Annotated in this window: 14 protein-coding genes; 5 read left to right on the forward strand and 9 right to left on the reverse strand. The window is 72.0% G+C overall.

All coding sequences use genetic code 11. The features are described 5' to 3' along the window. Nucleotides 1-5 precede the first annotated feature (5 nt). The 4 genes from E4623_RS02720 to E4623_RS02735 form a co-directional block, all read right to left on the reverse strand. Nucleotides 6-920: an MOSC N-terminal beta barrel domain-containing protein gene (locus E4623_RS02720; RefSeq protein ID WP_209020458.1), complete on the reverse strand. Its 915-nt coding sequence runs from the start codon at nucleotides 918-920 to the stop codon at nucleotides 6-8. A 26-nt stretch (nucleotides 921-946) separates the two neighbouring features. Then, entirely contained in the window at nucleotides 947-2,092 is a 1,146-nt protein-coding gene (locus E4623_RS02725; protein ID WP_167736434.1) for an N-acetylmuramoyl-L-alanine amidase, read from the reverse strand. An 83-nt stretch (nucleotides 2,093-2,175) separates the two neighbouring features. Beyond that, the gene (locus E4623_RS02730; protein ID WP_134764957.1) at nucleotides 2,176-2,802 is read right to left on the reverse strand and encodes a disulfide bond formation protein DsbA; all 627 of its coding nucleotides are present in this window, start codon (nucleotides 2,800-2,802) and stop codon (nucleotides 2,176-2,178) included. A gap of 28 nt (nucleotides 2,803-2,830) precedes the next feature. Next, a complete protein-coding gene (locus E4623_RS02735) occupies nucleotides 2,831-4,501 on the reverse strand; it encodes a CHAP domain-containing protein (protein WP_167736435.1) in 1,671 nt (556 codons plus the stop codon). A 185-nt stretch (nucleotides 4,502-4,686) separates the two neighbouring features. On the opposite strand from E4623_RS02735, the gene pepN reads away from it, so the two are divergent. Beyond that, on the forward strand, nucleotides 4,687-7,254 hold the full coding sequence (gene pepN, locus E4623_RS02740; RefSeq protein WP_134764959.1) for an aminopeptidase N: 2,568 nt from the start codon (nucleotides 4,687-4,689) through the stop codon (nucleotides 7,252-7,254). 223 nt (nucleotides 7,255-7,477) lie between these two features. On the opposite strand, the gene E4623_RS02745 is transcribed toward pepN, so the two are convergent. Then, nucleotides 7,478-7,858 carry a DUF5130 family protein gene (locus E4623_RS02745; RefSeq protein WP_134764960.1) on the reverse strand — a complete coding sequence of 127 codons (381 nt, stop codon included), beginning with the start codon at nucleotides 7,856-7,858 and terminating at the stop codon, nucleotides 7,478-7,480. After that, the gene (locus tag E4623_RS02750; RefSeq protein WP_134764961.1) at nucleotides 7,845-8,231 is read right to left on the reverse strand and encodes a hypothetical protein; all 387 of its coding nucleotides are present in this window, start codon (nucleotides 8,229-8,231) and stop codon (nucleotides 7,845-7,847) included. The genes E4623_RS02745 and E4623_RS02750 overlap by 14 nt, the downstream gene beginning before the upstream one ends. A 65-nt stretch (nucleotides 8,232-8,296) precedes the next feature. On the opposite strand from E4623_RS02750, the gene E4623_RS02755 reads away from it, so the two are divergent. Next, nucleotides 8,297-9,313, forward strand: a complete 1,017-nt coding sequence (locus tag E4623_RS02755) for a mechanosensitive ion channel family protein (protein ID WP_134764962.1) — start codon at nucleotides 8,297-8,299, stop codon at nucleotides 9,311-9,313. A gap of 44 nt (nucleotides 9,314-9,357) precedes the next feature. Continuing rightward, nucleotides 9,358-9,729 carry a globin gene (locus tag E4623_RS02760; RefSeq protein WP_245154805.1) on the forward strand — a complete coding sequence of 124 codons (372 nt, stop codon included), beginning with the start codon at nucleotides 9,358-9,360 and terminating at the stop codon, nucleotides 9,727-9,729. Here E4623_RS02760 and E4623_RS02765 read toward each other — a convergent pair. Continuing rightward, a complete protein-coding gene (locus E4623_RS02765; RefSeq protein WP_134764964.1) occupies nucleotides 9,713-10,594 on the reverse strand; it encodes a thioesterase family protein in 882 nt (293 codons plus the stop codon). The two genes, E4623_RS02760 and E4623_RS02765, sit on opposite strands and share 17 nt — an antisense overlap. Nucleotides 10,595-10,689: 95 nt before the next feature. On the opposite strand from E4623_RS02765, the gene E4623_RS02770 reads away from it, so the two are divergent. Together E4623_RS02770 and E4623_RS02775 are read left to right on the forward strand one after the other, a co-directional pair. Then, nucleotides 10,690-11,904: an acetyl-CoA C-acetyltransferase gene (locus tag E4623_RS02770; RefSeq protein WP_134764965.1), complete on the forward strand. Its 1,215-nt coding sequence runs from the start codon at nucleotides 10,690-10,692 to the stop codon at nucleotides 11,902-11,904. A gap of 146 nt (nucleotides 11,905-12,050) precedes the next feature. Next, entirely contained in the window at nucleotides 12,051-12,548 is a 498-nt protein-coding gene (locus E4623_RS02775; protein WP_245154807.1) for a MarR family transcriptional regulator, read from the forward strand. Nucleotides 12,549-12,633: 85 nt separating this feature from the next. On the opposite strand, the gene ettA is transcribed toward E4623_RS02775, so the two are convergent. Together ettA and ssb are read right to left on the reverse strand one after the other, a co-directional pair. After that, nucleotides 12,634-14,316, reverse strand: coding sequence for an energy-dependent translational throttle protein EttA (gene ettA, locus E4623_RS02780; RefSeq protein ID WP_134764966.1), 1,683 nt, complete (start codon nucleotides 14,314-14,316; stop codon nucleotides 12,634-12,636). Nucleotides 14,317-14,400: 84 nt separating this feature from the next. Continuing rightward, nucleotides 14,401-14,856: a single-stranded DNA-binding protein gene (gene ssb / locus E4623_RS02785; RefSeq protein ID WP_134764967.1), complete on the reverse strand. Its 456-nt coding sequence runs from the start codon at nucleotides 14,854-14,856 to the stop codon at nucleotides 14,401-14,403. Between the last annotated feature and the right edge of the window lie 36 nt (nucleotides 14,857-14,892).

A 14,892-nucleotide genomic window follows, 5' to 3' on the forward strand; every position in this document is an offset into this window, starting at 1 on the left:
CCAGGCTAGTGAGCCTCCGCCACCGCGTTTCGCGTGGGCACCCGCAGCGGACCCGCACCCGGCTCGACCGCGTCGAGCACCTCGACCTCGTCGCCGACCCGGAGCCGGACGCCGCCGGCCCCGACCGGGAGGTCGGGCACCAGGTTGGTGCCGAACCAGGTCTTGTTGTCGAAGCGCCGAATCCTGGCCATCGCGGCGACCGGCTGCTTCTCGCGGACGGCGGTGTCGGGGTCGATCGTCGTGATCACGCAGCGCGCGCACCCCTTGACCGCGCGGAGGACGACGTCGCCGATGCGGATCCGCCGCCAGTCGTCCTCGCGCCACGCCGCCGCGCCCGCGACGACGACGTTCGGCCGGAACCGCGTCATCGGCAGGGGCTCGCGACCGTGCGGGGCCGAGGCGAGGACCTGGTCGTTGACCGCGGCCAGCGACTCCTCGGTCGTCAGCAGCAGGGGGTAGCCGTCGGCGAGCGAGACCACGTCGCCCTCGTCGCCGTAGTTGGGCGTCGTGGGGCGCCGCGTCGGGTCGTCGAGGTGCACCAGACGCGCACCGGTGCCGAGCACCTCGCTGAACCAGGCGTCCGCCTCGGCCCCGGCCGGGGCCGCGGTGAACCGCGACGACCACAGGGAGACCGGGACCTGGCGCCCCGGGTCGGGCGTGGCGACCTCGAGCGGCGCCGGAGCGACCCCGCCGGCACCACCGCCGGGAGCCTCGACCCGCAGGCCGGTCCCGGTGAGCTGCGGGTGCACCAGGAGCAGCCGGTTCACCTCGCGGGCGGTGATCGCGGCGCCGGTGTCGTCGACCAGCATCCAGCGCCGGTCACCGTCGAGTCCCCACGGCCGGACGGTGGCGGTGGGCAGCTCCTCGCCCCGGCACGACTTGACCGGGTAGCGGCGCAGGGACGTCACGCTGATCGGCACGGCCTCAGGGTACGGCCCCGGGCGCGTCACCAGCGGGCGATGCGCGCGGCGGCCCGTCGACGGATCGTGGGCAGCTCGGCGTACAGCATCGCGCCGGGGCACGCGGTCTGGTTGGTGTCGCGGTGCCCGTCGATGGTGGGCAGTCGCGGGCGCGCCCCCTCGGGGTAGCGGTCCGAGCCGTAGGAGGTGACGCTCACGCGACCGCGGGGCTTGCGGTCGTAGCGGTGCAGCTTCCACGCCGACAGCCGCACCAGTGCCGAGACGACGTTGCGGCGCGGCCGGGCGTCCTCGAAGCTCCCGATGACGGCGACGCCGGTCGAGGTGCTGTTGAAGCCGAGGGTGTGCGCCCCGAGCACCGGCTTGCGGGGTCCCCCGGCCCGGCCGACCCAGGTGCGTCCGAACCGGTCGACGAGGAAGTTGTAGCCGATGTCGGACCAGCCCAGGTTCTGCGTGTGGTAGCGGTAGATGCCGCGCAGCAGGCCGGGGACGTCGTCGCGCGCGTAGGTGTTGCTGTTGACCGTGTGGTGCACGTGCACCTGCTGGATCGTGCTGTTGTAGCGCGCCGCCCCGGAGCGCAGCGCGGGGTCGGCCCCCCACTGCTCGCGCCCGCGCATCGTCGGCTTGGGCGACCACGGGTTGCGGGTGTCGCGGGCCAGGGCGCGGGGCGCGGTCGCGACCTGCGCGCCGTCCGGTGCGATCAGGACGAGCGTGAGGTCCTCCGGGCGCGTCCCGGCCACGTCGACGCGGACGGCGTCCGCCGTGCCGACCCACGCCAGGTCGGTGGCGGCCACCCGCGCGGATCGCTCGCGGGTCCGGCGGTCGGGTCCGTCGCCGATCCGCTCCAGGTCACGCCACGGCGACCAGCCGTCGTCGGCGCGGGTCCGGACCCGGACCGCGCGCTCGGTGCCGTCGTCGGCCCAGGTCACGCCCACCATGGCGAACGGCGTCGCTGTCTCGACGGTCCGGCGGCCGGCCGGCAGCGGGACGTCGGCGGCCCGCAGCCCGGCCCCCGCCGGGTCCAGCCGCTGCACCGGGGGCTCCGCCCGCACCGGGGCGGCGGACGCCGGCGGCGCGGTCGTCACCGCCAGCGTCGGTGCGGCGAGCGCGGCGGCGGTGACGACCGCGCCCAGCGCGGCCGAACGGCGTCCCCACGACGTGATCAGAGAAGGCATCACCGTGATCATGCGTCACGTGCGTCACAGAGACAACAACGCCACCGCGCCTCGTCGTGGTGACGGGGCGCGGTGGCGTCGTCTCAGCTGAAGTCGAGGTCGCCGGTGCGCGAGCGCTTGAGCTCGTAGAAGTAGGGCACCTTGGCGACGGCGACGCACCCGTCCCAGAGCAGGCCGGCGTCCTCGCCCCGCGGGATCTTGGAGAGGACCGGACCGAAGAACGCGGCGCCCTCGATGGCGATCGTCGGCGTGCCGACGTCGTCGCCGACCTGGTCCATGCCCTCGTGGTGGCTCGCCGCCACCGCGGCGTCGAGTCCGGAGTCGTCCATCGCCTCGACCAGCTCGGGCTCCAGCCCGGCCTCGGCGAGCGACTCGACGATGATCGAGCGACCGGCGTCCTCCTGCTCGTGGAGGGTGCGGCCGTCGACGTGGATGCGGGTGCCGAGCGCGGTGTAGAGCGGCAGCAGGACCTCGCGGCCGTGCTTCTGCTCGGCCGCGATGCAGACGCGCACGGGGCCCCAGGCCGGCGCCAGCAGCTCGCGGTAGCTGTCGGGGATGTCCTTGTCCTGGTTGAGGTAGGCCAGGCTCATGACGTGCCAGGTGACCTGGACGTCGCGGACCTGCTCGACCTCCAGGATCCAGCGCGAGGTGATCCACGCGAAGGGGCACAGCGGGTCGAACCAGAAGTCGGCGGTGGTGGGAGTGCTCATCCTCCGGATTCAACCACCAGGCCGGTGGTCACGGCTTGACGGTCGCCCACGCACCGGCGGCCGAGCCCGTGACGAGGCCGTCGCCGGAGTAGGACACCTTGACCCAGCGCCGGCCGGCGGGCAGCCGGTCCACCCGGATCGTGGCGACCCCGTCGCGCAGCGGGAGGGTCGTCGAGCGCTTCCGCACCTTCACCACGACGCTCCCGGTCGGGACGGCGCCCGCGGCGCGGACCCGGACCGTCACCTTGACCGCGCGCTTGCGCCCACCGGCCCGCACCGTGATCGCGGCCGCGGTCGTGACCCGGCCGAACGTCGCGGCCTGGACGACGGGCCGGAAGTTCGGCTTCGCCACCGTGGCGCGGGCCTGGATCGTGCGACCGACGTCCGCGGTGCCGAGCAGGTACGTCGGAGCGACCGCGCCGGGCACGACCACGCCGTCGCGCAACCACTGGTAGGTCGCGACCGCGTCGCTCGGCGTCCACGAGGCGCCCGCGAAGCTCAGGGTCGAGCCGTGACGGGGGGTGCCGGCGGCCGCGAAGGGCTGGGCGAGCGCGACGTTGCCGCTGACGACCGGCCCGACCCGGTTGGAGTAGCCGAACGCCTTGGGCATGCCCGGACCCCGGGCGACCTCGACGGCCGAGATGGTCTTGCCGACCAGGCCGCGGGTCAGCTCGAGCGTCTGGCCGTTGCGGCCGGACAGGTAGACGCCGTCGGCCGACCAACGGACGCTGACCGAGGCCGGCGTCGGCGACCAGGCGCCCGGGACGACGCTCAGGGTCCCGCCGACGGTCGGGTCGCCGGTGACGGTCGGCGAGGTCCGGCGCAGGAACGCGCCGCCGGCCACCGGCGCCGACGGTGCCGACGTCGCGACCGCGGCGGTGTAGCCCTCGCGGCTGCCGGTGTCACGGAAGGTCAGGACCGCACCGGCGTCCTCCCTGGTGGGCGTGTAGGTGCTGGTGGTGGCGCCGGGGATCGCCGTGCCGTTGCGGAGCCACTGCACGGTGTGGGTCACCTTCGGCGTGAACGCCGCCCAGGTGGCGCTCACCGGGACGCCGACCTGCGGGGCGGCGCTGATGGCCGGGGCCGTGCGGACCGCGACGGCCGGTGCCGGCGCCTCGTCGACGAAGTGGATGAAGCCGGTCGGCCAGCCGCTGCCGTCCTTGTAGATCGTGCGCCAGTGGAAGTCGCCGTTCCACGAGTCCTCGGAGATCACGATCTCCGTCGGGGAGACGACCTTCTCGACGTAGGCGACGTGGCCGCTCGAGCCGGCCCCGGAGACGCCGCGGTTCCACCAGGCCACCGAGCCCACGGTGGGCTTGGTGTCGGTGATGTCGCGGCGGGCGAAGCCCCAGTTGTAGGCCATGCCCGTCCCGCTCCAGGGGCGCTCGGTCGACATCCCGGCCCGGATCATCCGGTAGGCGACGTAGTTGGTGCAGTTGTGGCCGGAGTACATCCGCCAGTACATCTTGTCGTTGACCCGGCCGTAGCCGGCGTCGCTGTACCCGGCGTTCGCGCACCCGGTGTAGCCGGTGCAGTGGTACTTCGACGACGCCTGCGCGGGCGACGGCGACGCGACCGGCAGGACCACCGCGAGGGATCCGAGGAGGACCAGCGCCAGGAGCCGGGCCACGAGACCGCTCGGACGACGGGTCGGGCGACGGGTCGGACGGTGGGTCATCGGGCTGCGACGGAGGGGCACGGGGACCACTGTCAAGCACATCCGGTGCGTTTCGCAACAGCAACCACATAATTCACAAGGGCCACTTTGGTGTGCATTTCGAATCACAGGCGTGTCGTTTCAACGGGGGCGCGGGCAGGGCCGGGATCGGGGCGCCGATCCGGCCACCTGCATCATCGGCACCGAGCAGTGCCAGGATGAGGGGCATGCCTGGAACCAACCTGACCCGGGACGAGGCCGCTACCCGCGCCTCACTCCTCGACGTGACGTCGTACTCCATCGACCTGGACCTGACGACGGCCCCCGACAGAACGACCGACACCTTCGGCTCGACGACCTCGATCGCGTTCACCTGCCGCGAGCCCGGCGCGTCGACGTTCGCCGACCTGGTCGGCGCCACCGTCCACGAGCTCACCCTCAACGGCGTCGCGCTCGACCCCGCGACGTACGTCGACAGCCGGATCCCGCTGCCCGACCTGCAGGCCGACAACCTGCTCGTCGTCCGCGCCGACTGCACGTACTCGACCAGCGGTGAGGGCCTGCACCGGTTCGTCGACCCCGTCGACGACCGCGTCTACCTGTACTCGCAGTTCGAGGTGCCCGACGCGCGCCGCGTCTTCACCACCTTCGAGCAGCCCGACCTCAAGAGCGTCTTCACCTTCCGCGTCACCGCTCCCGACCACTGGAAGGTGGTCTCCAACGCCCCCACGCCCGAGCCGGAGCCCGTCGGGGCCGGTGCGGCCGTGTGGGCCTTCCCGCCCACGAAGCGGATGTCTACCTACATCACCGCCGTCGTCGCCGGCGAGTACCACGCCGTCTTCGACACCTACGAGGGCCAGTTCGGCGAGATCCCGCTCGGTCACTACTGCCGCCAGTCCCTGGTCGACCACCTCGACCGCGACGAGCTGGTGAAGATCACCAAGCAGAGCTTCGAGTTCTTCGAGCGTGAGTTCGGCTACCCGTACCCGTTCGAGAAGTACGACCAGCTCTACGTGCCGGAGTACAACATGGGCGCGATGGAGAACGCCGGCTGCGTGACCCTGCGCGACGAGTACCTCCCCCGCTCGCGCCAGCCGCGCTCGTTCTACGAGTTCCGGTGCTCGGTGATCACCCACGAGATGGCCCACATGTGGTTCGGCGACCTGGTGACCATGAAGTGGTGGGACGACCTCTGGCTCAACGAGTCGTTCGCCGAGTGGGCCTGCTACTGGTGCGAGGCCGAGGCCACCGAGTTCACCGACGCGTGGACCGGCTTCGCGAACGCCCGCAAGCAGACCGGCTACCGCGCCGACCAGCTCCCCAGCACCCACCCGATCGCCGCCGACAACCACGACCTCGAGGCGGTGGAGGTCAACTTCGACATGATCACCTACGCCAAGGGCGCGTCGGTGCTCAAGCAGCTCGTCGCGTGGGTCGGGCTCGAGCCGTTCATCGCCGGCCTGCGCCAGTACTTCCAGGACCACGCGTTCGGCAACACCGAGTTCGGCGACCTCCTCGTCGCGCTCGAGCGGTCCTCCGGCCGCGAGCTCGGCAGCTGGGCCGAGGAGTGGCTGCAGACCGCCGGCGTCAACACGCTCACGCCGGACTTCGAGCTCGACGCCGACGGCGCCTACACGCGCCTCGCCGTCCGCCAGACGGCCTCGGCCGACCAGCCGACGCTGCGCCGGCACCGCCTCGGGATCGGCCTGTACGACGAGGTCGCCAACGAGCGCGGCGAGCTCCGCCTCGTGCGGCGCGACTACATCGAGGTCGACGTCGAGGGCGAGTCCACCGACATCAAGGAGGCCGTCGGGCAGAAGCAACCCGCGCTGCTCCTCCTCAACGACGGTGACCTGGCCTACGCCAAGATCCGTCTCGACGAGCGCTCCCTCGCGACCGTGGTCGGCGGGCTCTCCCGCCTCGACGACTCGCTCGCCCGGGCCCTCGTCTGGGGCGCCACCTGGGACATGACGCGCGACGCCGAGCTCTCGGCCACCGACTTCGTGACCCTCGTGCTCGGCAACATCGGCAGCGAGACCGACGCCTGGGGCGTCACCCGCATCCCGGCCTACGCCGCGCTCGCCGTGAACTCCTACTCCGCGCCGGCCCACCGGGCCGACCTCCGGCTCCAGTGGGAGCGCGGCCTGCGCGGCCTGCTCGACGCGGCCGAGCCGGGGAGCGACTCCCAGCTCACCTTCGCCCGCTCCTACGCCGGCGCCGCCCACACCGACGAGGCGCTCGACGCCCTCGAGGCGTTGCTCGACGGTTCGCTCGTGGTCGAGGGGCTCGCGGTCGACGACGACCTGCGGTGGAGCCTGATCACCGCCCTGGCCGCACGCGGTCGGGCCGACGACGCGCGGGTCGACGAGGCGCTGGCCGCCGACAACACGATCTCCGGGCAGGAGCACGCCGCCGCCGCTCGTGCGGCGATGCCGACCGCCGAGGCCAAGGAGACCGCCTGGCGGCTCGGCATGCTCGAGGCCGGCACACCGAACGAGACCGCGCGCAGCATCGTGCTGTCGTTCATGCGCTCGGGCCAGGAGGAGGTGCTCGCGCCGTACGTCGAGAAGTACCTCGACCTCGTCGACAGCACCTGGGAGCGGATCGGCGCCCACCGCGGCTCGGTCGCCCTCGAGCACTTCTTCCCGAAGCCGCTGGCCTCCGCCGAGCTGCTCGAGAAGGTCGACGCCTACCTGGCCACCTCGACCGCCAACCCCGGAGCGGTGCGCTACGTCCGGGAGGGGCGCGCCGAGGTCGCCCGCGCCCTGGCCGCGCAGGCGAAGGACGCCGGCTGACCGACCCGCTCACGACGGGGACCCTGGACGACCGGGGACCCTGGACGACCGGGGTCCCCGTCGTCCCGGGCGCCGGTCGTGGCGGATCCCGGACGTGGCGGATCCCGGACGTAGCGGATCCCGGACGTAGCGGATCCCCGACGTGGCGGATCCCGGACGTGGCGGATCCCCGACGTAGCGGATCCCCGACGTGGCGGATCCCCGACTGGCGGGACCGGCGCGGCTAGGCCTTGCGCGGGCGCGCGGTGCGGGCGTGCTCGCCCAGCTGGCGGATGCCGTGCCGCAGTCCGCCGACGAGGTCGCCGTCGGCGAAGGCCTCCGCCATGGTCGCGGTGGCCAGCTCGACCTGCGCGTCGGTGAGGGTCTCGCGGACGAAGCCACCGGTGACGACCTCGACGCTGCGGGCATCGGGGTCGACCATGATCAGGATGCTGCGCGCCGGCGCGACCATCGAGTTGTGCAGGCTGGTCGCGAACGCACGGGGGTCGCCCTGGGCGCGACCGACGAAGATCGAGAACTCCGCCCGACAGGTCTGCTCGGCCTTGCGCATCACCAGGTCGAGCGAGGACCGGTCGGCCTCGCTCAGGTACTCACCAGCGGGCACTGGATCCTCCGGCCCGGGACTCGGCCGTGTCGGGCGCGGCGAGCTCGCCGGGGCTCTTGCGCGGGCCCCCGAGCCACTGGTCCTCGGGCACCTGGCCACCGGGCGCGAGCCGCTCGCCGCGGATCATCGCCGGCAGGTAGGTCAGCAGGGCGATCAGCAGGAACAGGCCGACCGGGATCCCGACCAGGATGGCGAGGGCGAAGCCCGTGTCGATCGACGGCGGTGTGTCCCAGCCCTCGGGGACGTCGGCGGAGGCAGCGCCCGCGGACCACGCCACCAGCACGCCGGCGCCGCCGGCCACGGTGAGGAGGCGGCGCGTCCGGTGGTGCCGACCGCGGGGGTCGCCGGTGTGGTTCGTCACGGTCCCAGTCACGGGGCCCAGTCTATCGCCGTCCGGTGAAGTCGAACGACGCGGGCGTACCTGTTATGCATGCACCCATGCCCGTACTCGACATCGTCGCGCTCGGTGCGCTCCCCGACAGCTTCGGCCGGGCCCTCGTGGCCAATCCGTGCGCCGAGGGCGAGAGCGTCTGCAACACCGTCTTCGACCAGACCGACAACGACACCCTCGCGCGCTACTCCGACGTCCTGATCGGCAAGCCGCTCGCCCTCACGGGTCTGCTGCTGCTGGCCCTCGCCATCCGCTGGCTCGTCCACAAGGTGATCGACCGGATCGTGCGGCGCGCCGCCCACGGCGTCCTGCCCGACCGGGTCGCCCTCGGCGCCAGCCAGCGCCGCAGCCAGCGCGCCGAGGCCATGGGGAGCCTGCTCAAGAGCATCGTCACCGGGCTCCTGGTCGCCGTCTTCGGCACCATGATGCTGAGCGAGATCGGCGTCGACATCGCCCCGATCATCGCCAGCGCCGGCATCGTCGGCCTCGCCCTGGGCTTCGGCGCCCAGTCGCTCGTGAAGGACTTCCTCTCCGGCGTCTTCATGATCATCGAGGACCAGTTCGGCGTCGGCGACGACGTCGACCTCGGCGAGGCGATCGGCACGGTCGAGGCCGTCACCCTGCGGATGACGCGGCTGCGCGACGTCAACGGCACCGTCTGGTACGTCCCGAACGGCCAGATCGTGCGCGTCGGCAACCAGAGCCAGAACTGGGCCCGCACCGTGCTCGACGTCAGCGTGGCCTACCACGAGGACCTGGCCCGGGTCCGTCGCGTGCTCGGCGAGGTCGCCCACGACCTCTGGGAGGACGACGACTTCAAGGGCCAGGTGATCGAGGAGCCCTCCGTCTGGGGCGTCCAGGACCTCGGCGTCGACGGCGTCACGGTGCGCGTCGTGCTGAAGACCACGCCGGGTGAGCAGTGGGCGGTGGCCCGCGAGATGCGTCAGCGGATCAAGAACCGCTTCGACTACGAGGGCATCGAGAAGCCGTTCCAGCAGCGTGTCGTGTGGCAGCGCGAGGAGCCCGCGCGCCGTCGACCCGACGACGTCGAGGACGGCGCCTGATGCCCCCGACGCAGGACGTCACCATCGAGCCGGACAATGGAGGGGTGACGTTCTACGAGGAGATCGGCGGGTTCGAGACGGTCCGCACCGTCGTGCACCGCTTCTACGAGGGCGTCGCCACCGACGAGCTCCTGCGGCCGATGTACCCCGAGGAAGACCTCGGCCCGGCCGAGGAGCGGTTCCTGCTCTTCCTCGTGCAGTACTGGGGCGGCCCGACCACCTACTCCGAGGCCCGCGGCCATCCCCGGCTGCGGATGCGGCACGCGCCGTTCGCGGTCACCCCGGACGCCAAGGAGCGCTGGCTGCACCACTTCCGCGCCGGGCTCGACGCCGCCGACCTGACGCCCGAGCAGGACGCGAAGTTCTGGGACTACGTCACCCACGCCGCCCAGTTCATGGTCAACTCGTTCGAGTAGCCCCCGCCAGCACGTCCCGCATCGCCGCGGTCGGTTCGGTCGATCGACCCGTGTCGGGGTCGTAGAAGACCAGCGTCACCCGGGAGCGGGCGAGCAGGGTCTCGCCGTCGGCGATCTCCGACTCGAGGGTCATCGAGCGGGTGCCGACCCGGGCGATCTCGGCCCACACGTCGTACGGCTCCGGGCGCAGCAGGATCGGGCGCCGGTAGTCGACGTCGGTCTGGACGACGACGAACCCCGGTCCCGACTCGGCGGCGGCGGTGCCGCGGGTCAGGTCGTCCATCAGGCGGACCCGGGACTCCTGGAAGTACTCGAAGTACTTCACGTTGTTGACGTGGCGGTAGACGTCGACGTCGGAGAACCGGACGTGCAGCGGGTAGCGGTGCCCCACCGTCCGGTCGACCGACGGGAGCGGCGCGGCGGGGATCCCGATGGCCGGCTCGACGTACGGCTCGAGCGTGGCGCGCTCGTCCGGGCGCAGGCGGCGCGGCCGCTCGGTCTCGAACACGTACGGCGTCAGGAGGGTGGTCGCCCGGAGGTAGACGTGCCGCCCGCCGTCGCTGCCGGGATCGTCGTGGAAGACCTCGTAGGCCATCGTGAACGACGCGGCCCGCACCTCGGTGACCCAGCACTCGATGCTCACCGGACGCAGCGTGAGGGTCAGCGGCGCGAGGTAGGTCACCTCGTGCCGGACGACGACGACGCCGTCGGCGAGGTCGTCCTGGACCCCGGCCGGGGCCGGGAACAGCGAGCGCATCAGGTCGACCCGCGCCTCCTGGAGGTAGTCGACGTACACGACGTTGTTGACGTGGCCCAGCAGGTCGAGGTCGGCCCACCGCATCGGGCACTGGTACAGGTGGCGCACGTCCTCAGTCTGCCCCTCCGCGACCGCGGGCGGTCGGGGCGGTGTCCTATCGTGCAGGGAGATCGCCCCTCGCCCCTCGAGAACCGGAGCTCCGCATGCCCGAAGCCGTCATCGTCTCAGCCACCCGGTCCCCGATCGGGCGTGCCAACAAGGGGTCCCTGAAGGACCTGCGTCCCGACGACCTGACCGCGACCATCGTGCGCGCCGCGCTCGACAAGATCCCGGCGCTCGACCCGCACACCGTCGACGACCTGTACCTCGGCTGCGGCCTGCCCGGCGGGGAGTCCGGCAACAACATGGGCCGGATCGTCAACGTCCTCAACGGCATGGACGACGTCCCCGGCGCCACGATCACCCGCTACTGCGCGTCCTCGGTCCAGACGACCCGGATGGCGTTCCACGCGATCAAGGCCGGCGAGGGCGACGTCTTCATCTCCGCCGGCGTCGAGATGGTCTCCCGCTTCGCCAAGGGCACCTCCGACCACTGGCCCGACACGCAGAACCCCGTCTTCGCGGAGGCCCAGGCCCGCACCGTGAAGACCGCCGAGGGCGGTGTCGACTGGCACGACCCGCGCGAGGACGGCGCCCTGCCCGACGCCTACGTCGCGATGGGCCAGACCGCGGAGAACGTCGCCCGGATGCGCGGGCTCTCGCGCCAGGAGCTCGACGAGTTCGGCGTCCGCTCCCAGAACCTCGCCGAGAAGGCCATTAACGACGGCTTCTGGGCCCGCGAGATCACCCCCGTGACCGCGCCCGACGGCACGGTCGTCACCGCCGACGACGGCCCCCGCGCCGGCGTCACCTACGAGGCCGCGTCCCAGCTGCAGCCGGTCTTCCGGCCCGACGGCGTCGTCACCGCCGGCAACTGCTGCCCGCTCAACGACGGCGCCGCCGCCGTCGTCGTCATGTCCGACACCCGGGCGGCCGAGCTCGGACTCACCCCGCTGGCCCGGATCGTCTCCACCGGCGTGTCCGGCCTGTCGCCGGAGATCATGGGGCTCGGCCCGGTCGAGGCGACCAGGAACGCCCTCAGGTACGCCGGCATGAGCATCGGCGACATCGACCTCGTCGAGATCAACGAGGCGTTCGCCGCCCAGGTCGTGCCGTCCTACCAGGACCTCGGCATCGACCTCGACCGGCTCAACGTCAACGGCGGCGCCATCGCCGTCGGCCACCCCTTCGGCATGACCGGCGCGCGTCTGCAGAACACAATGCTGAACAGCCTCGACTGGCACGACAAGACCACCGGCCTGATCACCATGTGCGTCGGCGGCGGGCAGGGCATGGCACTGATCCTCGAGCGGATGTAGTCGGCGCTGCGCGGCCCCGCCGCCGCGTGGCGCGATGCCGTCCACCGCGGCTCGCGCCCCATCGGACGACCGGTGTCCTGCTGGCCAGGGCGCCCGGGTCACCCGGCCGTAGGGGTCGCGAGAACCCGGAAGCCTAGACTCAGCGGGTGGCCGCCCAGTTCCCGATCCGTCCCGAACCGCGCTGGCTCGACGCGGACCAGCAGGTCGCGTGGCGCGCCCTCGTCCTCGGCACGACGCTGCTCTTCGACCGACTCGACGACGACCTGCGCCGCCACCACGGCGTCTCGCTGGTCGAGTACGAGATCCTGGTGCGGCTCTCCGAGCGGGACGGGCAGATGAGGATGGCACAGCTGGCGCAGTCGCTCGCCCACAGCCGGAGCCGGGTCACCCACACCATCAAGCGGATGGAGACGGCCGAGCTCGTCACCCGCACCAGCTCCGCCGACGACGGGCGCGGCGTGGTCGCGGTGATGACCGAGCGCGGCCGACTGCTGCTCGAGAACGTCGCCCCCACCCACGTGAACGGGGTCCGCGACCACATCGTCGACCTCGCCGACCCCGACGACTTCGACGCGCTCGGCCGGGTGATGAACACCGTCGCCGACCACCTCATCACCGCCCACCCGGACATGGAGATCCGCTAGCGGGTCGCGCGGGCACGACGACGGGCGAGCGCCCCCGGGAAGGTAGCCGAGGACGCGCGCCCGCGTCGCGACGAGCAGGTGGGTGTCAGTCGCGGGTGAGCCGGCGGTGGGTGACCCGGTGCGGACGGGCCGCCTCGATGCCGAGGCGCTCGATCTTGTTCTCCTCGTAGGAGGCGTAGTTGCCCTCGAACCAGTACCAGCTGGCGGGGTTCTCGGCGTCGCCCTCCCACGCGAGGATGTGCGTCACGACGCGGTCGAGGAACCACCGGTCGTGCGAGGTGACCACGGCGCAGCCGGGGAAGTCGAGCAGCGCGTCCTCGAGCGAGGACAGCGTCTCGACGTCGAGGTCGTTGGTGGGCTCGTCGAGCAGCAGCAGGTTGCCGCCCATCTTCAGCGTGAGGGCCAGGTTCAGGCGGTTGCGCTCACCACCGGACAGGACGCCGGCCTTCTTCTGCTGGTCGGGGCCCTTGAAGCCGAACGAGGCGACGTAGGCGCGCGAGTTCATCTCGAAGTTGGCGACCTTGATGAAGTCGAGCCCGTCGGAGACGACCTCCCAGACGTTCTTGTTCGGGTCGATGCCACCCCGGCTCTGGTCGACGTAGGACAGCTTCACGGTCTGGCCGACGTTCAGCGAGCCCTTGTCGGGCTCCTCGGAGCCGGTGATCATCCGGAACAGGGTGGTCTTGCCGACGCCGTTCGGCCCGATGACGCCGACGATGCCGGCGCGCGGCAGCGAGAACGACAGGTCGTCGATGAGGGTGCGACCCTCGAAGCCCTTGCCGAGGTGGTCGGCCTCGAGGACGACGTCACCGAGACGCGGACCGGCCGGGATGTTGATCTCGGAGGTGTCGATCTTGCGCATCCGGTCGGCCTCGGCGGCCATCTCCTCGTAGCGCGCGAGCCGCGAGCGGCTCTTGGTCTGGCGGGCCTTGGCGTTGGAGCGGACCCACTCGAGCTCCTTCTCCAGCATCTTGGCGCGCTTGACGTCCTTCTGCCCCTCGATCTTGAGCCGGTCCTTCTTGGTCTCGAGGTAGGTGGAGTAGTTGCCCTCGTAGGGGTGCGTCTTGCCGCGGTCGAGCTCGAGGATCCACTCCGCCACGTTGTCGAGGAAGTAGCGGTCGTGGGTGATCGCCAGGACGGCGCCCGGGTAGCTGGCCAGGTGACCTTCGAGCCACTGGACCGACTCAGCGTCGAGGTGGTTGGTGGGCTCGTCGAGCAGCAGCAGGCTCGGCTGCTGGAGCAGCAGCTTGCACAGCGCCACGCGGCGTCGCTCACCACCGGAGAGGTGGTCGACGATCGCGTCGGGCGGCGGGCAGCGCAGCGCGTCCATGGCCTGGTCGAGCCGACTGTCGAGGTCCCAGACGTTGGCGGCGTCGAGCTCCTCCTGCAGCTCGCCCATCTCGGCGAGGAGGGTGTCGAAGTCGGCGTCGGGGTCGCCCATCAGCTCGGAGATCTCGTCGTAGCGCTTCTTCTTCGCCAAGACGTCGCCGACGGCCTCCTCGACGTTCTCGAGCACCGTCCTGCCCTCGGTCAGCGGCGGCTCCTGCTGGAGCATCCCCACCGTGGCACCGGGGTCGAGGATCGCGTCGCCGTTGTTGGCGTGGTCGAGGCCGGCCATGATCCGCAGCAGCGACGACTTGCCGGTGCCGTTGGGTCCGACGACGCCGATCTTGGCGCCGTGGAGGAAGGAGAGCGTGACGTTGTCGAGAACGACCTTGTCACCGTGGGCCTTGCGCACATTGCGCAGCGTGAAGACATAGTCCGCCATAATCGACGAGCCTAGTGCCGCACGACCGACGTCGCCCGTCCGGGTCGGGCCGGCCGCGCGGACGCGCCCGACCCGACCGGGCCCTCACGCGGCCGGCGCCTCCTGCTCGCCCGCACCGCCCGCCGGGGCACCCACCGGCGCACCCACCGGAGCACCCGCCGGCGCACCGGCGTCGGGCCGGGCGGCACGGGTGAACGACGACGTGCCGCGGGTCAGGTCGTGCCCGACGGCCAGCGCGTCGACCTCGACCTCGATCGTCTCGGTGCCGGACCTGCCGACGTAGGGGCGCATGTTGATCCGCCCGGTGACCACGACCGGGTCGCCCCGGCGCAGCGACGCCGCACAGTGCTCGGCGAGCGCCCGCCACACGTTCACCGTGTACCACTGGGTGGGCGCGTCGACCCACTCCCCCGTGCGCCGCGACAGCCGTCGTGGGGTACACGCCACCCGGAAGCTCGTGACCGGGACGTCACCAGCCCGCCGCAGCACCACGTCGCCGCCCACCCAGCCCTGCAGGGTCACCGTCGTCTCGTTGGACATCTCCACGCTCCTCGCCTCGTCGGTCGTGCCCCTGTC

This window comes from Nocardioides sp. 1609 (assembly GCF_004522105.1).
GTDB lineage: Bacteria > Actinomycetota > Actinomycetes > Propionibacteriales > Nocardioidaceae > Nocardioides.